Genomic DNA, 24,106 nt, shown 5'->3' with positions numbered 1-24,106 from the left:
AGAGCAACTTGTCCGAGCCGCTTCTGTTACCGGTAAAAGGTGATCAGGCACCAACCGTGTCAATCAGCTATCCGGTCGAGGGCGCCCATCTGGTGTCCGGGCAGGCGGTAGAGTTCCGCGCCAATGCGACAGACGACCTGTCACTTCGCCAGGTCGACTTCTACGTGAATGACAAGCTGATCGGTAGCGACTTGCGCGCGCCTTATAGCGTTGTGTACCAAGCGCCACCTGGAGTAGAGAACGAGACCCCTCTGGTCATTCATGCCGTTGCTACTGACAGTGCCAATCAGAATGCCCGTAGCCCTTCGGTGAATGTCACGCTCGGTAAAGACGAAGACGATCCAGTCATAAACCTGGCTTCGCCAGCAATCAATATCAGCGATGCTGGAGAAGATCTGGCGCCTGTGGTGGAGAACAGCACGTTCGTTCTCAAACTCACCGGTTATGACAACGTTGGCGTCGAGCGTTTGGACTTGTACGGGGTGGCCAAGCAGGCTGGGGTTGGCTACTACCTCACCGGCAATCCCAACGACCGCCTGAGCAGTGTCGATGGCGACCTCACGGTGCAGCAGATACCCGGCGCGCTGAAAGCCTATTCGGCGATCAAGGTTGTGGCCGCCCCGGCGTTCAAACATCTCGATGGTGTGCGCTACGACCGTTACCCGATTCGTGCTGTGGCTACCGATGCCACTGGTAATGACAGCGAGCTCAAAGTGCTGATCGGTGTGAGCGACGACAGCAAGCCGGAAGTCCGCGCATTGAATCCTACCCAGGGCAGCCTCTATAGCCAGGATGTTCTCAATGTTGACGTCGTGGCACGTGACGATCGCGCTGTACATGCCTTAGAGGCCAGTCTCTGGACCGAAGATGGCAGCAGTGCGCTCTGGCGTAAACGCATCGATCAGGCCGCAGGCCTGACACCCGGTCCGGAAACCGTCAATCGTCTGAGTATTGATCTCAAATCGCTGAAACTCGGTAATCAGAAGCGTCAGCTGCGCATGAAGGTAGCGGCAGTAGACGACGGCGGTCAGACAGGCGACATCAAGGAGTTGGCGATCAACGTGTTGGCCGATACGCTCGGTCCGCGCTTGGCTGTGACTGCCCCGATCCAAGGCGATTCGCTTTATGCCGGTAACAAGGTCACGGTAAAACTGCGTGGTGTGGACGATACCAAGCTGGTTAGCCTCAGTGCACTCAGTGCGGGCAAGACCTTGCACAGCCGCGCGCTCTCCGTCGATCAGCAAGCCGCCAGCTTTGATGATCAATTCGAACTTACTGTTCCGAGTGAAGGCGAGGAGTTGGTGATCGAGCTGCGAGGCCAGGATCAATACGGCAACGACGCCGTCCCAACCCTTTGGCGTTTCCCGCTGAGTAAAGACTTGCCCCCAGTGGTCAGCGTGCGTGCGCCAGCGCCTGGTGCCCGTCTATACGAGGGGGAGGCCTTTACCGCTCAGGTTCTGGCCACTGACGATCGTAAAGTGACCAAGTTGGAGTTCTTCCAGCGCATCGGCGGTCAGGTTCAGGTGCTTAAAACCATCGCCGGCGGTGATCTGGATAAGGCCGCGGGTGGCTATATCGGCGCGGCCCTCAGGGTTCCGAACAAGGCGAGTGTCGATACGTCAATGGGTGTGCGTGCCACCGACAGCGCCGGGCAAACTACCGAGGTGCCGTTCGACCTGGAAATCATCGATGACAGCGAAGCGCCCACCCTGCAACTGAAAAAGCCAGCCGGTGATTTCAGTCTGGAGCCGGGGGCCAGTTTCGAGCTGCAAGGCAGCGCAGGCGACAACCAATGGGTAGACGCTATTGATGCGGTCTTTATCGACCCGCAAAGCAAAGAAGAACATGCCGTGGCCTGGACTCTGTTCAGCCGTATGGATCGTGTAGAAACCGTCAAAGTGCCAAATCCCGGTACCCTCGGGGCGGTGCTGGTGGGACAGCGTTTCTATGCTGACTTCGAGGCCCGTCTACGCCTGACGCCGGAGCTCGCTCGCCGTTATGCCGGCAAGGTACTCAAACTGGTGCTGCGCGCCCGTGATCGCGGGGTCAATGAGACCCGCTCTCCATCGATCAATATCACCGTGCTGGCTGACGAAAAAGGCCCGCAGATCAATATCCAACAACCGCTCGAGCGCCTGTTCGACCGCCAGAAAACCCAATTGCAGATTAACCTCAAGGACGACACTGCAGTGGCCTCCTATGAGGTGCGCCTGCTCGATGACAACGGTCGCGACGAGCTGTTGGCCAAGGCCAACGGCCTGAATGACGCCGAAGTAAATGTGCCAGATGTCGGCAAAAATGCTGAAATCGATATTCAGCGTTATCGCCCTCAAGCCGAACCGGTTGCGCTGACTCTTACCGTGAAAGCGACAGACCTGTTGGGTAACGAAAGCCTGCAGACACGTCGTATCCTCATCCAAAGTGATAATGCACCCAAGCTCGCTTGGCGAGACTCTTCGCCATCTGCCCAGCAGGAGAGGGGGCAGCCGCTGCGCGGCAGCCTCCAGGTGACAGATGACTACAGCGATGGCAGCGCCAACACCACGGTAGAGCACCTTCTGGCTTTCAGCTCCCTGCGTGACCTGACCTCCGCTCGCCACGCCAAGGGTCTGACACTTAAAAAAGGCGAACGCAATATCCCGCAACTAGCCTTCGACTACCCCGAAGCGGGCGATTGGCAGGGCGTGCTGTTGTATAACGAAAAGTCGTTCATCAACATCGCAAATGGGCGACTGACCCTGCAGGGTGGGGAAGAGTCCAATGCACCACGCAGCCTGAAAGTGGGTGAGCAGACCAGCAGTTGGGAAGTGGAAACCTATTCGCGCAACCTGTGCCAGGTGCGTCCGGTTACCCGTGAAGTGCAGGCAGTCAATGGTTTGCTCGACCTGCAGGCGCTGACCACCGATGACACCACCCGTCTGGTGCTGCGTCCGCGCAGTGGTGCTCCGGCTTTCATTCGCGAACTGCAATTCACACTGCAGGAGTCGGCTGCCGCCGACGTCACCGCAGCCAGCGGTGCGCGGATGCCAAGCCGCTACGCGCTTAGCCTCTTGCTGCAAGACGGCACCGGCGCCGCTGCGCAAACCGCTTTCCTGCAGCTAGCGCGCAGTGGCAGCCAGATTCAGGCCGAGCAGAGCTTTGCCACTCTGATGCCGCTACCGGTTGAAGCCCAGGGCAACAGTGTGAGCTTGATAGGCTTTGCCACCGACCGCCTCTCCCAAGAGCGCGGCGAGCAAGCGTTGAGCACCTTGATGCAACAGCCGTTGAGCGTCGATGAGCAGGCGCCCAGTGCGCGGCTGGTCAGCCCCGTGGCTGGCACCGTGGCCATCCCCATGCAGCAGTTGGATCTGAAGTTGGGCTTTAGCGACGACAGCTTGGCTATAAAGAGCCTTCGCCTTTTGGAAAATCGCAGCCGCACTGTCCATGATCTGGGCGTGAGCTACGGCCAGACGAGCTGGCAGGTGCCTTACAGCGTGCCCCGGGGGTTCACCAGTGGAGAGCTGGAGCTGACACTGATTGCTGAAGACTTCAGCGGTCGCAGCAGTGAGCACAGCCTTGTTTATCCGCTGCAAGCCAATGAAAAACCGCAGCTGACCCTCAGCGGCTTCAACAGCTATTGGGTCAATGGTCACTACGAAAAAGCCCTGACCGACCCGGCGCGTATCAATTACGGCGAGTTCTGGGTACGCATCAATGAGCGTTTCCGTCTCGATACTATCCTGCGTGATGACGCAGGCCTGGCAGCCTATCGTATCGTTCGTCTGAAGCGCGATGGCAGCGTGGCGGCGGTGGTCTACGAGCGTAGCTTCCAGGTTAACTGCCCGGCGGCGCCGCCTTCGGTGGCCGACGACAAGACTGAAGTACTCTTCGATCAGACCGAACCGACCGAATATCGTCTGGAACTCACTGACACCTACGGCAATCTGGCCGAGCGCACCTTCCTGGTTCACCCGTTGACCAATGTGGTACCGGAAGTACGTATTACCGCTCCAGCAGAAGACCAGGAAATCGTTGCAGGCACCTTCCGCATCCGCGTGGGCCTGGTGGCTACCGATGATCGGTTACTCACCGATTCGCGCCTGAAAGTATTCGCCAACGGCGTACCGCTGCCAGTGATGGGCTCGTCAAACGGCGCGGCCGGTGGCGATCTAGCGGTAGACGCCGCTTTTGCCAGCATTCATGACAGTCTGCAGGCCAACTACGACGCCAGCATTGCCGATGACTTCGGACGCCGTAACAGCCCATACGCGCTGCAACGCACCTTTGTGCTGGAAGTGCCGCAGGGCCTTATTCGTCACAACGAAACTTTGAAAATTACCGCGCAGATTGAAGACTCCGACGGCGCTGTCGGCCTGTTTGATCGGCAGATAAAAGTGATGGCCGACCAGATCAAACCTGAGCCGCTGATCAAGCGTCCGGTAGCTGGTTTCGGTGCGCCTGAAGACAGTGACTTCACCGTGGCCTTCCAGGCTTACGACAACGTCAAGGTGAACCGCCTGACCCTGTCGCGTGCCTATGGCGTGCTGAAAAACGACGGGACTTACATCAAGCAGAACTTCACCCAGGTGCGTAGCATCGATGGCATTCCGGCTGACGACTACGAGCCGGTCACCACGCTGAACATCGACACCCCTGAATATAACCAACTGATGCACGTCGACCGCCTTTTCTCCATCTTGCAGAGCTTTGGTCTGGCCAGCAGCGATGTGAAACGGGTGGATGTGCTGCTCAAGGTCGAGGCTTTCGATGCCGCCAACAGTCAGGCTTATGAAGTGGGCTACCCGGTTCGCGTAGATGAACGGCCAACTCTGGATGTGGCCGAGCCGGCGCCAGGCGCCAAGGTGGTGGAAGGCAACCCGCTGTACGTCAACGTCAAGGCTTTCGACGATGTAGGCATCGAGTACGTCAATATCATCGCTACCTATGGCAATGGGCAAACCCCTTATATCCAGCGCCTGCGCACCTCGCCGTACAACTTTATGGTGCCGGTACCGGCGTTCGATACCGCCAACCCTGAAGCCAACCGGATTCACCTGGCTATCGAGGCGGTAGACACCTACGGTGTGGCCCACAACGACCACGATGCCCACCGCGCCGAAGAAAGCCTGGATGTGGAAATCATCCGCGACCAAATGCCGAGCGTAGTGATCGCGACGCCCAAAGACGGTGCCGAAACTACCGAAGGCCAGTTGCTGCTGGTGGAAGTCAACGCTGTCGATGACGTCGGCGTGGACCGCGTAGTGCTGAATATCGCCGGCTATAAAGGTGGTGACCGCAGCCTTACCGATATGGTCTTCCCCTACGAGTTTCTGGTGGAAGTTCCTTATGGCCAGGCCGGCACCGACCTCAGCCTGACCGCCAGCACCCTGGAGCGTCGCGCCGACGGCAAGGGCCGCAGCGTCAGCACCGCGCAGCCAGTGAAAGTGCGCGTGATCAAAGACACCAAGGCGCCGCAGCTGACGGTGAAACTGCCATTGGCCACCGGCGCCAGCGTGGCGGAAAAACGCAACCTGCCTTACCAGCTGGAAGTGACCGACAACGTACGCGTCGGCTCGGTCAGCCTCGGCCTGTACGCCGACCGTAACGGCGACGGCACCTTTGCCGACAATGAGCGCGTGGCCGACCGCCTGCTGCTCAGCGGCCCCTACATCGGCAACCTGCCGGTTGGCAGCATTGCCGACTACCTGGGCCGCACCACCGACCTGCCCGAATCGCTGCCCTTGCAGCTGCGCGTTACCGCCCGCGACCCGAGCGGCAACGAAACCAAGGAAAACATCGGCGTCAATCTGCTGCGCAACCAGCCGCCGGAAGTGAACGCCATCAAGCTCCTGGATGCGCGCGGTTTCGCCATGGGCGATGTCACCGAGCTCACCGAAGGCCGCGGCATCGTGGTGCAAGTGCAAGCCAGCGACGCCGAGGTGGGCGTGGACGCTGCTGCGCTCTACTACTCCATCGGCGCCGCGGGTGCTGAACCGAAATTCCAGGCTCTGGGCGAAGATTCGGCTGCGCCATATCAGTTCCACTTCAAGGTACCGACCGGGCGAGTCGATCAAGTACTGCGCCTGCGCGCCAAGGCCCGTGACCTGGACGGCTATGAGTCGGGCTTCGTCGACTTGCCGGGCAGCATCAAGATCAAGGCCGACAAGGCGCCTAACGCGCGCATCGTCAAGCCGGACAACGACAACGCGGTGGTGATCGACGGCGAAGACGTCGAAGTGTTTGTCGAAGCCTTCGACGACCTCGGTCCGGAAGGCATCGACCACGTGACGTTCTATGTGAATGGCGTCCCGGTCATCAGCACCGAGCAGAGCTATGGCCAACAGATTGGCAGCCATGCACAGGATCATGTTTACCGCGCGCTCATTGCCGCACCCGCTGGGGTCAACGGTTTTACCGTACAGGCCATCGCTTATGACGTTCTTGGCCAGGCCGGTGAGTCGCAGGTCGTGCGCGTTGGCAAGCTCGAAGACACGGTGGTGCCGCGTTTAGACGTTCTTTATCCGATCAACAAGGATGTACTGACCATGGGCGAAAGCCTGCGGGCGGTGGTGTCCATTGAAGATATGGGCGGCGCCATCTCCGACGTCAGCATGCAATGGAGCCGCGAGTATCAGACCGAGGCCGGTGAATGGAAGGTCGCTGACCAGTACCCCTTGAAACTGTTCCGCGATGACGTGCGCGCCAATGGCGACACCACACCGATCAGCGATCCGGACAAGCATTACTTCATCTACTGGGCCGACTTCAGCCAGGGCGATGTGTTGCGCCGTACCGGCCTGCGCAACGAGCGCCTGCATGTGCTGACCAAAGTGGTCACGCCAAACCATACCGTTACTCGTGATACCTACCACGAAATGGGCTGGCCGATCAGCGAGCGTCGTTTCATCGCCCCGCAGAACGGCGATCTGGTATCGGCGAAGAAGGTGAATTACACCGCGGTCGACCAATACCGTGCCTTGGACCGTGCCGGTGCGATGATTGCGGCCTGGTCGACCATCGATCCGCTGCGCATCGAACAAGGCTTGGGCCTGCTGAGCAAAACCGAAACACTGGCCGATAACGCCCCGGCGCGCACCGGTATCTTCATCATGGATGCTGTGGACGAAGCGCAGAGCAACGGTCGCGGTGATTTCTTCGCCTATTCGCCACTGCTCAACGGCGCGGCGGAAATTTTCAGCGGCAGCATCGGTGAGTTGGTCAGTGACGAGAACATCGTGCTGGCAGGCAAATCCGGTATGACGGGCGGCAGTTGCCAGTCGGAACTGGGCAACTGCCGTTTCGTCGATCAATTGACCGCCGAAATCAAGAAAGATTGGCACGGCGGCGACACTCCAAGCGAAGGCACCGGTGCGCTGTACCTGGACAACGATGCTGGCGAGCTGCTGCTGTTCGGGCAGAAGAATGGCGACGGCCAATTCGGTCTGCCGTACCTACTGCTGGGTCGCGTCGATATGCCGTACCCGGATGTCTACGGCCTGACCCGCAGCGGTAACCTGGCGCTGGTGGCCAATGGCAACGGCGGTGTGCAGGTGATCGACGTCACCAACATGACTGCGCCATACCACGTCGGCTATATCAAACCCAACGGCTTCGCCCGCGACGTAAAAGTGCGCGGCCATTATGCCTATATCGCGGCTTCGGAAGAGGGCGTGGTGGTGGCTGATCTCAGCACGCCGGCCATGCCGATCGTGGCCAAGGTCGATACTCTGGGTGTGGCCAACCGCCTGAACCTGGTGGGCAACCAACTGTATGTCACTGATATGGCCGGCAGCGGGGAGAGCGCTCGCCTGAGCCGTATCGATATCAGCGAGCCGGACCAGCCGCGCCTGATGCAGGTGGTGGAAATCGCTCCGCATCGCCCGGACCAGACCCCGGACGGTTTGTATGACGTGCATGTGTCGGGCAACCTGGCCTATGTCACCGAACTGCTCTCCGACCAGGAAGACAAACCGTCGCAAAGCCTGGTGCAGATCATCGACTTGGCCCGTGCTGGTCAGAGTGGCGTGGACGCCACCGTACCGGTCGTGGTGCAGCGCAACGCTACATTGGATAACTTCGGCGTGCGTGGCGTTACCCTGGCCCGTGGCGCCATTCAGGTCGCGGCTGGAAAAGGCGGTATCGGCCGCATCGACCTGCCGGCTCTGACCGTACTGCAACACAGCCCGCAGGTGGGCGAGAGCGACATCAGTACCCAACTGGCGCAGGTGCTGATCGAGCTGTCTGCCGTGTTGCCGGGCGACACCGTGCTGAGCGATTACGTGCAGATCCTCGAAGGCGATGCCCAGGTCGGCCGTGATGTCACCGCGCAGTTCGACCTGTCCTTCGCGCCACGCGGCACCGACACCACCAAGCGTCGCATCCAGTTGGTACGCAAGGATGGCCAGAATCTGCAGCCGCGTACCCGCTACTACGTACGCATCAAACAGGGTCTGAAACCGGTCACTGGCCAACCGTTGGCGTCCGACTATGTGTTCAGTTTCAGCACCGCCTCGGCCGATGCCCTGTACCCGGAGATCATCAGCATCTGTACCCGCGAAAGTGCCGAGCGGCATGCCTGCGTCAACGTCGGTGACGTGCGCGGCGGTACCCAAGTGGTGGTACGCGGTACCAATTTCGGTGAGCAGCCGCGCCTGTCGGTCGGTGGCGAACCGCTGGTGGTGGATAGCCGTGTGGTCGATGGCGATACCGGCATTGTCACCATCTACGCCAAGACGGTGCCGAACTATGCCGGCCCGGCATCGGTCACCGTCACCACCGCCGCAGGCCTCAGCGACACCGTGCTCGGCGGCTTCGTGTTCGTCGACGAACTGAGCATTTCCCACCTGACTCCAGCAGTGGTGAGGGTGGCGCAGACCGGCAAGAACGATCGCGTAGACCTGGTAGGCAAGGGCTTCCATGCAGGCATGACCCTCACTGCCTACAAGAGCGGGGAGCCGGGAACGACCAAGACCTTCAAGGTCGGCTCCGATGACCTGCGCCTCTACAGTGCCGAGCGCATGAGCCTGCTGGTGCCGGACCTGCGTGACGACGAAGGCGGCGGCTACCGCGGCTTTATCGATATCGAGCTGGCTGATGACCTCGGTCGCCACTACGTGCAACGCAACGCTCTGTTTTATGGCCGCCTGCAATTGGATCGCAGTCTGGAAAGCGAGCCGCCGATGACCAAGGAGGAAATCGACGCACGTCTGAGCAGCCTCGCTAATGGTCAACTGACTAATTACGTACCCGATCCCTTGAAGCTGCCGCCGGGCAATATCGTCGACTTGGCTGCAGACAGCCAGTTGCAGATGCTCTATGTGCTTGGTCGTGGCGAGCTTAGAGGCCCAGTGCCGGGCAGCGTGCTCAACCTTGAACAACTGGAACATTACTACGCCCCGGGTTGGATCAGCCTGGTGAAATATGATCCGGCCAAGCTGGCTGAGGCCGCACCGCGTCATGGCTTGGGCTATTACAACTTGCCGCAGGATCTGCAACCCAGCGCCATGGCCCTGGCCGAGAAGCAGTTGTATGTGGCCGCCCGTGGCTACGACTTCCCGTACCTGGACACCGAATACGAAGGCCGCAGCGTTCTGCTGGTTTACGACCGCGAAACCCGTGACCCGGATGTGCTCACCGAGCAGCCGTCCGGCAAGGACCGCGACATTCGCTACAGCCTGCCGCTGCCCAACGGTACCGTGGCGGAGAAGGTGGTCGCCCATCAGGGCCTGCTGTTGATCAACGCCGGCAAGGAAGGTGTGGTAGTAGTCAGCATCGCTGACCCGCTGCGCCCGAGCGTGGTGCGTCGTCTCACCTCCGCCACTGTCGATGGTCGTCCCCTGGCGCTGACCAACGTTACTGACATAAACGTAATCGGCGATGCCTTGCATGTAGTCAACAGCGGCAATAGGGTGATTTTCGACCTGAGCAAGCCGTCGCTGCCGCAACTGGGTGACTCGCGCGTCACGGGCCTCACCGGCATCACCGCCGATGGTAGCCAGTTTGTTACCGGCAACGGCTTGAACCTGTACGACGCCAGCCGTCCGGCCTTTATCCGCGAACAGGGCCGTTACCTTTCCGGTGGCTTCAGCGTGCCGGGCGAAAGCGTGGGCATCCGTGCCCAGGTCAGTACGGCTTTCAACCTGACTCAGGCCAGTAGCGACAAGGCCGATTGCGAGAAAGGCTCTATCGGCTACCTGGGCTTCTACGACTTCAGCCGCGCCGACAATATCAGCCTGCTCGACGCCCTCGGCCTGCCGTACTGCATCCGCCTGCCTAACGCCGGGCTGCTGATGAAACCTTACAGGAGCAATCCGTCGACGCTGACCGACCAGGGGATTGCCGCGTTCGCCACCTATACGCGTCCGGGCAACGAAGTAATTTCCAACCTCGGCCTGGTAGATTTGCTAACCCAGGAACTGGTGAGTTCGATTCCGGCCGATGGCGCCGACGGTGTGCCGCTGGACAGCCCGCTGACCCTGCGATTCACTCGGTCGCTGAGCGCGATGGATGACGAGCAGCTGCGTCAGTTCCTGGTGCTGCAACACGATGCGCAGAATAACCAGCCGGCTAGTGAGATGCCGTACACCCTGCAACGCAGTGCCGATGGACGCGTACTTACCGTGCAGCCGGCGCAGAGCCTGCAAGCCAACCACAGTTATCGTCTGATCCTTAAAGGCGACCTGGCTAGCCGCCGCAGCCGTGGTTTGCTCGAGCATGCCATTCGCTTGCGTGCCGGTGTGGCCGGTGGCGCCCAAGTACAGATCGTCAGCACCGCGCCGGGCATGCTCGACGTCGGCGGCGGTGAGCTGGATGTGGTGCTACGTGGTGCCAGTGGCCAGGTGCAGTTCAGCGTCTCCGGCCAGGCCGCCAACGGTTCGCTGGCCGAAACCCTGGCAGACGGCACCGCTCGCTACCGCGTACAGGCACCGTCCAGCCTGCCAGGCGCCGCCAGCCTGCAAGTGGTCAGCGGCAACGGCAGCAAGGCGTCGAAAGTCGGCGCGGTGCAATTTGTCGAACCGCTGCTGCTGCGCTCGCTGACCCCCGCCCTGGGCTCGCTCAACGGCGGCACCAAGGTGCAGATCAAAGGCCAGGGCTTCCGCAGCGAAACCGGCGCCATGAGCGTGCACTTCGGCGATATGCCGGTTGCTCAATACAAAGTGCTGGACGCTGAAACCCTGGAAGTGGTGACGCCGGCTGGCCCAATTGGCACTGTCGATGTGCGCGTGCAACTGACCAACGGGCAGCAGGGCATCCTGAGCCAGGCTTTTACCTATCAACAGCCGCCGCAATCGCAGATCCGCGATGACGGCGGTCGTATCTACGACATGGCGCTCGACCCGTCCGGCAGCCTGCTGTTCTCGGCGCAAGGTCTCAGCGGTGTACTGGTGTACGACGTCAACGCCGGCAACTACACAGCCGACCCGCAGAAACCACTGAACCCGGATGACCTGCTGCGCCTGATCGACCGCAATGGCGACAAATCCGACGATCGCATCATTTCGCGTATCGCCCTGCCGTCGAACTTCATCGCCGTAGGCGTGGAGCCGTTCTTTGAGCGTGGCAGCGACCGCGTGTACATAACCGCCGTGCACCTGGACGGCGCCGGCAACCCCGATGCTGCACGCCTGTACACTGTGGCCTTCGATGAGCTGGACCCGGCCAAGACCACTATTATCGGTAGCCTGGAATTGCCTGGCACCTCGGTGCGCGGCCTACGTGTGCGCAACGCCCGTGTCCTGCTGGCCATGGGCGAAGAAGGTCTGGGCATCGTCGATTCCTTCCTGCCGAACAAGACCTATCTGGTGCAAAGTCTTTCCGCTGCGCCGAAGCTGCCAATGTTGGATATCGCCACCCAGACGGGTGTTGGCACCCAGGCAGAGGACGCTTCGGCTGCCAGCTTGATCGTCGCTGTCGGCGGCGCCTTCGATTACCGCACTAATCGTCTGTTGACCAAGGAGGCTATCGGCAGCGGCGGTTTGCAGGTGTACAGCCAGACCGCCAACGCCGGCCTGAAGCGCCTTGGCCAGCTCGACCTGCCGGGTACCCGTGTGTCGCTGCAAGGCCGCTATGCCTACGTGGCGGCCGGCGCCAGCGGTGTGGCGGTGGTTGATTTGCGCGACCCGAGCGCGCCAACCGTGGTCTCGCGGATCAACGACATCGGCTACGTATATGACCTCGACTTCAATGGCAACACTCTGTATGTCGCCCGTGGCGATAAGGGTGTTCTGATGGTCGATGTGACCAACCCGCTAAAACCTGTTGCCGGTCGCAGCATGACCTCCAGCGGTAGCGTGGAGAGCGTAGTAGCGGGGGACTACTCGGCACATTCGGGCGGCGTGGATGCCAAGGGCAGCCTGGTGCAGGTAGTACCTGACGTAATGCTGAAACTGCACGCGGTCGATCCGGCCAACGGCATTCTTGATCGACAGCTGGACGGTAGCGTTCAGGTAACGGCACGCTTCAACAAAGCCATTGACTTGCACCCGGCCAATAACGCCTTGTTCCAGCTACTGAACAACCAGGGCCAGGCTCTGCCAGTCACCGTTCAGATCGTCAACAACGATGCCAAGTTAGTACTGCCGAGCAGTAGCGTCGAGCGGCTTGGTGTAGGCGAGCGTCTGACCCTGGTGGCCAAGGCAGGTATTGCCTCGGTTAAACCGGTAACCTCCGCTGATACGGTGGTGTTGCAGCGCCTGTCGCAAGATCAGCGTGTCGCTTTGACCTACCGTGGTGCCCGCAATGAGCGCTTGAGCATCGAGGCAGTGACCCCGCGGCGCGTGGCGCAGAACGCTGTCAGCCTGATTACTGTCAGCGCTCTTGGTATTCCTGCCAACCTGGCTCAGGTCAGGCTGTACGCTGGCGATCGTGCTTTGTCGATTGAGGGGGCAACCCGCGATAACGAGAACGCGCCGTCGGTGCTGAAGGTCAGCGTGCCGGGTCTGCCGAGCGCGGGCCAGTACAACCTGACCCTGCAAGTGCAACGAGACGGCATCTGGCAGCAGACCGTGCTCGAAGGCGCGCTGCTGGTGGATGCGCCGATCCGCTTCGACGCCCTGGTGCCGCTGTGGGGCCCGGTGGCTGGCGATACCGTGGTGACCATTACGGGTGACGGCTTCGAGCCGGGCAACACTGTAATGGACGGCCTTAAAGTGCGCTTCGGTGGCTTGCCGGTCGGTCGTATCGACGTGCTGGCCAGCAACCGCATGCGTGTTACCTCGCCGCGCGGAGCGCCGGGCAAGGTCGATGTGTTGGGCGAAGACCGTTACGGTAACCAGGCCAGCCTCGCAGGTATTCGTGGCTTCGGTTACGGCTTGCGCAAACAGTCCGAACTGCATCCGTCACTGATCTTCCCGAGCGACGTGTGGATCGACCAGCAGACCGGCGTGGCCATCACCAACGGTGGCCATATGGTCAACGGTTACGGCAAGCAGACCCTGGCCAGCGGTGGCTGGCTGCCAGAACTTTACCGCGCTGCTTCGTTCTCGGTGCAGGACGCCAGCAAACCAGTACTGGTCGGCGGTGCGTCGTCGCTGCCGAGCGACAACCTACGCCTGAGCCTGAAACAACAGGCGGCCGCCATCCAGAAACGCATGGAAGGGCTTAACCCCGTAGAGCCCACCGAGGAAGAGCAGGAACTGCTCGATCGTCAGGCTGCGCAAGACTTCAAGGTCGGTTTCGATTCTCTGCGCATCAGCCCCACCGTGGAATGGGAAGAAAATACCTGGCGCAAACGCCTGTACGTAGCCAGCGGCCTCGGCGGTGTGGCGCGCCTGAACCTGGACGAGCAGAATGGCCTGCAAACCATTCAGGAAGAGGATCTGTCCGCGCCGATCAGTCGTGTGGTCAAGCAGGGGCCCGGTCTGATCGCGGCTTCGGTGGAAGTAACCGTCAGGCCGCCAAATTCTGACCAATGCACCTTCAATATTGATGCGGCTGCACCGTCCGATCTCTTTGCGCTCAACTACCAGATCGGCAGTGATCCGGTGCGCGTAGCACCTCCTCATGGCCTACAAGGCGGTGCGTTGCTGCAGCTGAGTGATGGCTGGTTGTATAGCGGCGGCTTGGTTCGCGGCGCCAAATGGGCCAACTGTCCAGGTTGGGATGAGTCCCTCGGCGTGCCAGTGGACGGCAAGACTGGTGAAATTCGTGGTCTTAACCTGTTCGACCCGGCGCAGACCCGCGCCTACAGTTTTGTTGCCAATCCACAGGATATGGTCGCCTATGGCCGCTATCTGATTGCTGCAGTGGGCAGCCGCGGTGTGGAAGTCATCAACCGTGATGAGCCAGAAGAGCGTGTGCTGCTCAGTCTCGATCAGAACCTACAAGCCAACGCTGGTCGCGGCGTACGCCTGCGGCTAGCAGGTAACTTGCTGTTCGTAGCGGCCGATACCGGCGTAGTCGTGGTCGACCTTAGCGAGCCGCTGCAGCCGCGTGTGGTCTCGGCCGGTAACCAAGAGCGCATCGAAGCCCTGGACCTGTTCAATAACCGCCTGGTTGCTGGTTCCGGTACCAATGGCCTGACCCTGCTGGAGCTGCCGGGCGCCCTGGTGCTGGATGCCAGCGTAAAGCAGGGTGGTGTACTGCCAGCCGGCGAGCAGGCCTTGCAACTGACCTTCAACGAACCGGTGACCCTGGAATCCCTGCGTGTGGCCGGTGCTGTGCGCTTGCTGGACCTCGATAACGGCGAGCAGGCCCTGGCCGCACCGACCATCGAAGCCGTCGGTGGCGACGGCCAGTCAGCCAGTAAAGTGCTCGTGCGTTTCACCCCGACAGTGGGCGCCCAGATGCGTCTGCGTCTGGATCAGGCGCGCAACCTGCGCGGTGCCGGGCTGTGGGCGCCTTACCAGGTCGACTTCAAGGTGGCGCCAAGCGGCGCCAGCCAGCCGGCGATTCAGTACTTGGAAAACGCGAGCTTCCACCGTGGCGCGCAAGACCGCGTGGTGATTCACGGCAGCGGCTTCAGTAGCACCGTGAAGGGTTACGTCAACCAGTATCCGATAGAGCTGCAATGGGTCAGCGCCACGCGCCTGGAAATTGCTCCACACGCCTTGGACCTGCTGCCGCTCAGCCCCGGCCAGTGGCACCTGCGCCTGGACGATGGTGGCCTGCGTAGCGATTACCTCGGCGCCTTTGTAGTCGGTGCCGAGCAGGCGCTGAACCAGGTCAAGTACAGCATCAGCCCGGATTCGGCGAGCAAGAAGGGCGGCTCCAAAATCACCATCGCGGCCAGCCACGATGTGCTGATGCCAGGCACCAAGGTGGTACTGCGTGCCCGCCATGGCGACACCGAGATCTACACCGGCCGCAGCCCGATCGTTGAAGACGCTGGCAATATCAGCATCGACCTGAAGGACAACGTGGAAACCCAGCGCCAGTTCAGCTTCGTGCTGCCGGGCGTGATCGATCCGGATATCTACGATGTGTTCCTGCGTGTGCCGAGCGGCACCGCCACCCGTGAAGTGAAGGTGGGCTCGCTGTCCTACACCCTGCCGCAGGGCCTGGGCATCATCCTGCCAAACTACCCGCCGATGCAGATCGGAGCTGCGCAGGTGGTCGGTGACCGTCTGTTCGTTGGCGTGAAAGCAGGTTCGCAGCCGACGTCCAGCAACCGCTACCTGATGACTGCCGGCCTGGAAATCTACGACATTGGCCTGTGGGAACGACCAATCCGTCTATCGCAACTGCGCCTTACGGAGCCGGTGCTGGGCCTGGAAGTGCTCGACAGCCTGGTGTACCTCGCCAATGATCGCGACGGCGTGCGCGTGGTGGATGTGAACGACCTGAGCAAGCCGCTGCTGGTATCCAGCCTGGGCCTGCCGAACCACCGCGCCGTTGACCTCGCCGTGGAGACCGAGCGTGGCGCGCTGGCGGTAGCCGCGGCCAACGATCTGGGTACTGGCTATATCCGCTTCCTGCCGATCGGCCGTAACGAGCTGGGCGCCCAGGCACCGCTGCCAAGCATTGCCTTTGACGGCAGCCTGAAACCAGACCTGTTGGGTGCACCGGTAGATGTCCAGTGGCTCAATGGCGAGCTGTATGTGCTGTTCCTGCGCGACAAACAGCTCTACCTGGCCAGCTTCAAAGACTTCGGCTCGCAACTGGACTATCGCGTCCAGGCCATCGAGCGCGGCACTGTAACGGCGTCGTCGGTTGCCGAAGCTATCGGCAAGATCACCCTGCAAGTTCAGCAAGGCCTGATCAGCGTCGGCACCGGTGACACCTACTTGCTGCTGGAGGCCGATGCCCAGGGCCAGTTCCAGACCATCTACTGGCAACAGAAAAATGCCGGCGGAGAACTGCTCAGTGTGGGCGGGCAGATCATGCAGGGCAACGGCAAAGGCGTGCAGATCAATACCTCGCCGTACCTTGCCGTCGCCTCCAGTACTCCGGGTAACGGCGCCGTGCTGGGCAGTAACGAAGGCGTGACCATTGCCTTCAACAACCTGATCAATACCGACCCGGCGCACCTCGCGCAGGTGATCCGTGTAGTGGGCGAGGGCGGGCAGGCGTTGCCGGCGGCTGCGTTCGAAATGACCGGCATCAACACCCTGCGTGGCGGCCAACTGGATCTACGCTTCAAGGGCGATTACCAGGGCTCGCTGCGCATCGAAGTGACCACTGCACTCACCGATCTGGCCGGCCATGCCCTGCGTCAGGCCTTTGTGCTGCAACTGGAACGCCGTACCGGCATTCGTCCGCTGATCAGCGCAGTGCAGCGTGTGGTTGGTGATGTCGCCGGCCTGCATTACTTCCATGCCAACGGTGGTGAAACCGCGTTGATCAAAGGCAGCGGTTTCGGCGTGGCGCCGGAACAACTGGCGGTGTGGCTGGGTGAAACCCGCCTGCAAGCACAGCAGGTCCAGAGCGTCAGCGACACTGAACTGCGTGTGGCTGTCCCGGACCTGCAACTGGGCAGCGCCAGCGCTAGCTTGGCGGTGAAAGTACAGCGTGTGGATCAGAACCTGGCCTACCTGCGTCAAGGCGCCATGACCGTGCTGCCGCAGATCGAGATCGACGACCTGCAACCGCAAACCGGTCCGCCGCAAGGTGGCAACCTGGTGACCTTGTACGGTCGTGGTTTCAACCACTACATGCAGGTACGTTTCGCCGGCGCCCTGGCTGGCGACCTGAAGATTCTCAGCAGCAACCGCGCCGAAGTGCGCGCCCCGTCCGGTACCTTTGGCAAAGCCCAGGTGGCCGTGACCAGCCAACTGTTCGACGGCGAGCAAAGCCTGTCGCCCGTGGACTACTTCTACACCGGCATCCCCACCGGCTCGGTCAACCTGCCGGGCGATATGGCCAGCCCGGTATCGGCGATTGCCCGCCTTGATGACGGGGGCAGCCAGCTGCTCTACGCGGTAACTGGCGGCAGCTTCGACAAGGTCGACAGCCAAGGCCGCGTGGCCCGCGTTTCCAGCAACGCCGCACGCCTGCTGGTGGCTGATATCAGCGACCCGGTGCACCCGGTCATCGTCAACCGCGACTTCGCGGGCGTAACCAAGCCATACCACTACGAAGCACCGAGCGGGTTGGGTAGCACTGGTTTCGTCGACCTGGCAATCAATGGTCACCAATTATTCGCCGCCGGTGGCAAGAAACTCCTGCATTTCGACCTGACTCTGCCGGCCGAACCGAATCGGATCAACGAGTTGGACATGGGCGACGACGTCACTGCCCTGGCCACCCGCGATGACCTCCTGTACCTGGCCAGCAAAGAAGGCGTGCGCCAGTACCGCATCAGCAGCGAACTGAAACTGATCGACCTAGGCCTGATCAGCGCCACGCAGCTGGGTGGCACGCCAGGACGCCTGCGCCTGTCCGGCTCCAGCCTGTGGCTGACCCTGCCAGCGCAGCGCCAGCTGGTGGAAGTGGAACTGGCCAGCGGCGAATTCCGCGTATTGCGCCGTGTGGCCACACGCGACCAGGCCAATAATCCGTTTACGCCGGAAGACCTGCTGGTCACTAGCCAAGGTCTGCTGGTGTCCAGTGGCGAGAACGCCACAGTGCAGCGCTTTGCCCTTGACAGCGATAACAACGCCACGCCGGTCGCCGACCTCAAGCTCACTTACCTGGTTAGCCGTGGCAGCCTGTTCGCCGGCCAACTTCAACTGGCCGGGCAGACCCTGTATGTGGCGGGCGGGCAGGGCGATGTGCAGCTGTTCGATATTTCTCCGTGGCTCAATGGCCGCGCTCAGGAATCCATCGGTCTGCGCGACTATTTCAGCGTGATCGGCAACGTCAATAGCCTGTCGCTGGGTAGCCAGGCCCTGTATGCCGGCAGCGCCTTCGTCTATATCGACGGCGCGCCGGCCGAGAACCCGCTGCCAAGCTTGAGCGCTGGCAGCTATCTGGGCGGTAGCCTCAATACCCTGGCTTACCAGAACCTGACCATCCTCAGCCAGCAGCCGCAACCGTCGGGCCGCTTGCCGAAGCACGCGGGTATCGAAGTGCAATTCAACCGCCTGCTGGACAACGCCCAGTTGCGCGACTCCGGCAATCAGCTGGTGCAGCTGCTGCTCGACGGTACGCCGGTGGCCAGCCAGGTCGCGCAGGTCGGTGTGGGACGTCTGGTATTGCGTCCGGTCGCTTCCTTGCAGAGCGGTAAGCTTTATCAGGTCAGCCTAAGCGGCGCCCTGCGTGACCAGCAGGGCAAGACCCTGGGCAACGACTACCGCTTCGGCTTTATCAGCGACGACGCCCTACAGCCGCAGTTGGACAGTATCTCCCCGCGTCAGGCCAGCTGGCGTGGCGGTACCGAGATCACCCTGCGTGGCCATGATTTCGGCACCAATGCCGTAATCGAAGTAGGCGGCCAGCGTGTGGCGGCCGGCGATGTGCTGTACCGCGACGACAACCAGATCCGCTTCCGCCTGCCGGGCCTGTTGGCCAACCCAAGCAGCAACCGTCCGGTGGGTGTGCGGGTGCAACAGGGCAACCTGGAGCTGTTCCACGCCGCCGCCATTACCTATGTGGCCGACCCGCGTATCGACCAAGCCGGCCTGTACGACCGCCTGAGCGGCACCCTGGTGGCGCAGAGCAAGCGCTTTATCTTCAACGCCGGCGAGATCATCGGCCTGCAGGGCCGCGGCTTCGGCGAATCAACCGTGGTCCGCGTGAATGGCCGGCAGATTGCCGATGTGCGCCTGGAACGTAGCGACCTTCTGAGCTTCAGCGTGCCGCAGGATCATCTCGGCCCGCTGCTGGTCGAAGTCAGCAACCTCGGCTTTGTCGGCGACCTGGCCAGCGATGCCAGCCTGCGCATCGAACTGCCGGTGCAGAAACAACTGGATGGCGTCAGCCTGTTCCGCCGTGCCGGCGACCTGTTGCTGGCCGGCAATGGTCGCGATGCCCAGCTGTTCAGCCTGCGCGATGGCAGCACCCCGCAACTGCTGGCCAAGTGGCAAGCCAGCGGCACTCTGCGCGACATCGCCCTGAGCGACAGCTATGCCGCGCTGCTGACCGACACGGCGCAGGTGCAGGTGTTCGACCTCGCCAACCTGTACGCCCCGCAAGCGCTGCCGGCACTGACCAACACCCGGCAGATCGCCTTCGACAAGCTGCAACTGGCCGGCGACGTGCTGTTGCTCAAAGCCGGCACCCGTGTGTTCCAGGGCCAGGTGCAAGGGCCGGAGCTGCGTGAACTGAGCTTGGATAACCCGGCCGGCCTGGTGGATATCGCCCTGGACAGCCGTGGCGCCTACCTGCTGTTTGGCGACCGCCTGGAAGTGCGTAATGCCCGCGACGGCAGCCAACTGCTCGGTACCCACAACCACGGCCTGAACGGCGCCAAGCGCCTGTGGCTGGACGGCACCCGGGTGTATCTGCAAGGCAGCGACAGCCTGCAGCTGGTGCAACGTGCCGCGCTGCTACGTGGCCGCGGCGAGCCAGTGCTGGGCGAACTCGACCTGCCGAGCCGTATCAGCCAACTGACCGCCCAGGGCGAACTGCTGGCCTGGCTGGATTCCGGTCGCCTGCAGGTGTTCGACCTCGATGTCGATGCCCAGCGGCAACTCAGCGCCCGTGAAGTGGCCAGTCTGGCCGTGGGCAATAGCGAAGTGGGCGGCCTGGCGCAGCTGGAACTGCATGGCGACCTGCTGGAATGGCGCAATGGCACCAGCTACCTGAATGCAGCGATCCCGCTGAACAACACCTGGGCGCTTAACCCCGACACCCTGGCGGCAGCAGATGAACCGATAGGCCTGCGCTTTATCGGTGCCGACTACGCCTGGCGCGAAGCGCAACTGGCGGTCAGTGGCCTGGCGGGTGACACAGTGGCCACCAGTACTCAGGTACTGGGCCGCGAACTGCGCGCCATCAGCCAGCAACAAGCGGCCTACCAACCAGCGGGTCTGTACCGGCTGCAAGTCAGCCAGGCGCCGTTGGATTGGCTCAAAGGTGCCGAAGTACATCTGGATCTGCCATGGCTGGTGGATGCGATGGACTTCTTCGGCGCCGCCCAGGTTCGCCTCGACGCCCTGCAACCCAACCGCAGCATCACCGGCGTGGCGCGCACCTATGTGCTGCGCGGCCGTCAGCTGAACCTGATCGACGAACTGCAGATTGGCGAGCGTGTGCTCAGCCGTGACCAGCTGCAGGTCAATGCAGCCGGCGATCAACTGAGCTTCAGCCTGCAAATGGACCAGGCAGGTCTGTACAGCGTCCAGGTGCGCTATGGGCAACAACGCATAGTGCTGCCGACTGCGCTGGCGGTGGTCACGCCTTTGGCGATTACTTCCGTGGTTTCCAGCCATGCCCAGGGCCAGGTGGTCAGCGATGCCGGCGGCACGCCGGTGACCATCCTGGCTGAGGGGCTTTCCGAGGGCCTGAGCCTGCACTGGTTCCCGGCTGGACAGGGCATCCTGCCGAGCGCCAGCAACAAGGTGGCGTTCAATCTCAATGACAGCAGCATCAGCTTTGTCACTCCGCGCAGCCAGCCGGGCTGGCAGTACCAGGTTGCCCTGCTGCGCGAAGCCAGCGCTGAACGCGTGGACAGCGTGGCCGGCCAGTGGCTGACCGCCACTGACGACACGGCACCGACCGTCCGCCTGGTCTCGACCCTGGGCGCCTCGCAGTCGCTGGTGCTGGAAGCCGACGAGCCGCTCAGCGCGCAAGGTTTCAGTGTGGTCAAGGTGTTCAAGGACTACGACACCCACGCCCAGCCAAGCGAAGACATCAGCAGCCGCTTCAACCCGATCATCAGCCAGGGCAACCGCCTGGAACTGCGCCTGCGCAGCGACGCGGTGCTGGAAGCAAACGCCCTGTATCAAGTGACCCTCAGCGGGGTGCGCGACGCCGCCAACAACCTTGCCCGCGATAACGGCGTGATCCTCGCCGGCACCTACAGCGGCAGCTACCAGGCCGAAGACCGCCTGGCGCCACGCCAGGACTCGCTGCAGGTGTTGCTGCAAGGTCAGCCGCTGACTGCTGCTACCCAGCTGAAACTGGGCAGCCGCTATGCCCTGACCGTCAGCGCAGTGGATAACGTGCAGGCCAGCGACAAACTGGGCTTCAGCTACCGGGTGTCCGCCGATGGCGGCCAGACCTGGAAAACCGACTGGATCACTATTCAGAAAGGCCAATTCAATCTGGATATCCAGGGCGATTACCAAGGCTTTGCCCTATTGCTGCGTGCCAGTGATGGCCGCAACACCAGCGAGCGCCGCTTCGATGCGCAGATCAGTGCGCCTGATCTGACGCTCGGCCAGTTCAGCACCCTGCCAACGCCGGTTGAGGAGAGTACTCCAGCCGATCTGCGCTTCCAGATCGTCGGCGATCTGGACCTGGTACGCAGCACGGAAGTCCGCGTGCTGGATGGCCGCTATGCCGCCGCCAGCTTCGACCGCAGCACTGGTCTGGTCAGCCTCAACTTCCTGCACCCACGCCTGAAAGACCTGCCGGGCGCGCCAAAAGACCAAGCGCCACTGACCGCCGAGCTGCGTGTCGGCTTTGGCCTGGCCGGCCAGGAAAGCTACCGCTACTTCCAGGTGGGTTATGACCTGCTGTCCGACCATACACCGCCGCAGCTGTCGATCATCGCGCCGCTGGATGGTGAGTTCGTACCGCGTGGCGAAACCACTGAGGTGATCCTGCGCAGCTACGACCGTTACGGCATCGACCATGTCGAGGCATGCATCAACAGCCTGGCCAGTGATGTGTTCAGCGATGCGGCCAACTGCCAGCGGCTGCTCGATCCTAGCCGTCTGCGTGTGCCGGTCGCTGCTGACGCCACCGGGCCGCTGCATATCGTGGCCCGCGCCATCGACCTCAACGGCCTGGCCAGTGCTCCGGCGGCGGTCACCCTGCAACCATATGACGGCCAGGTCGGCGCGCCAGAGCTGAGTTTCCTGGCGCCAACCGACGGGCAGCATGTGCAGGCCGGCGAGACCATTGCGGTCAGGGTACGGCTACGCAAATTGGAACAGGCCAACCTGTACCTGGATATCGCCGGTGATCCGCAACACGCCGGCAACCCGGCACCGCGGAGCATTACCCGCGCCGCCAACGGCGAAGAAATTATCGAGCTCAGCGTGCCGATGCCGCAGGTGGCCGCCGATGGCGTGCTGGTGCTGCGTCTGCAAGCCACCTGGCAGGGCCAGACTCTGCGTAGCCAACGCACCCTCAACCTGCACGCCGATACCGGCATTGCCGAAGACATCGCTCTCGATCTGCAACCGCCGACCACCTTGCTCGCCGGCTCGCAGTTGTGGCTGCAGGTTCCGCCGCCGGCAACCATGGGCGACTTCAACAACGCGTCGAACCTGAACCTGTTCGACCCGAGCGATGCCGCTAGCCCGACCGTGCTGCCATTCAGCAACGCCCGTCAGGTGTGGAACAGCCGCGAAGAGGGCACAGCCTTGCGCCTGGATGCCGCGCTGCGCGACCGTTCCGGTCACGAGAAAAACGCCAGCCGCAATCTGGAAAAACTTGCTTACCTGCAATCCGCCAGCCGCCGCGACAGCCTCGACACCGGCTACCGCGGCAGCTTCCTGACCGCGCTGCCGGGCCATGTCGAGGGTGCTGTCTGGGCCGAAAACCAGCAGCGCGATGGTTACCGAATCCGTACCTTGGACAGCGTGCTGGAAAGCCGTGACAGTGGCCAGGTACGTCAACTCAGCTACACCGGCTCGCTGCTGGCGGCCCAGGTACGCCGCGATGGCCAGGATTACCTGCGCGTCTGGCGCTGGGCCGACAATGCTTGGCAAACCGGCGTGGAACAGACGATTGCCGGCGACCTGCTGGGTGGCAGTGGCGAGCTGCTGTTCGTTCGTCACGGTCAGCAGATCGGTGGTTACGCCCTGAGCAACGCCGGCTTCGCCGACCTGATTGGCGTGAGCTTCAGCGATGAGATCCGTCAGCTGCAGGTCGATGGCCAGCGCGTGCTGGTGCTGACCGACAAAGCCCTGAGCGTGCTGCAACTGGATGACAGCAGCCTGCCGCAACTGGTGAGCAGCGGCAGCGTCGAGCTGGCCGACCGTGTGGGTTTTACCCTGCAAGGCAACCGCTTGCTGAGCTGGACCGCCACGGCGGTGAGCAGTCAGGTGCTCAGTCGCACTGAACAAGGCCTGAGCCTGAGCGCAGCCACTGTGCTGCCAGTGGCTGGCAAGGTCAGCCAGGTGGTGTTCGATGGCGAACTAGCCTGGCTGAAGGTCAGCGAAGACCTGTACGGCGACAGCTGGCAGGCCTGGCGTGGCGGCGAGCGTGTCGGTGCTCTGGGCAGCGAGCGCGAGAGCCTGGCCTTCGTAGCCGGCAAGCTGGTGAGCCTGCAGCGTAGCGAGAACGCGCAGCAACTGGTGGTCGAACCGCTGACCGTGGCTGCACCGGCGCGTATCGCCCTGACCGCACAGAGCGTGCGCCTGCCGTTCGGCGTGTTGGTCGGGGGCCTGCCGGCCAGTGCCGAAGCCGCCTTGGGCAGCGCCGATATCAGCTTCCGTGACGAGCAGGGCAATCTGCTGGCCGCACAACCCTATTTTTACCAAGGCGAGCTGGACAGCTACCTCGGTGCGCCATTCGCTCAAGGCCGTGCCTGGCTGGTGGTCAGCGACGTCAACCGCCTGAACCTGACTCTGCAGGACCACGCTGGTAGCCAACAGCTAGCAATCGACGTCGCCAGCAATGGTGCGCAAGCCGC

General features: G+C 62.2%; 1 protein-coding gene (running past one end of the window). It reads left to right on the top strand.

The features are described from left to right. The first annotated feature begins 56 nt into the window (after positions 1-56). A protein-coding gene (locus tag BVH01_RS11445) for an Ig-like domain-containing protein (RefSeq protein WP_139317823.1) crosses the window boundary here: on the top strand, positions 57-24,106 show its 5' portion. The gene runs 16,474 nt beyond the window's last position; 24,050 of the gene's 40,524 nt are visible here — the first part of the coding sequence; the start codon lies at positions 57-59; the stop codon falls past the right edge of the window.

The organism is Pseudomonas sp. PA1(2017), assembly GCF_001945375.1.
Lineage (GTDB): Bacteria > Pseudomonadota > Gammaproteobacteria > Pseudomonadales > Pseudomonadaceae > Aquipseudomonas.
Note: the sequence above shows the minus strand (reverse complement) of the source record. Positions and strands in the feature narration are given on the sequence as shown.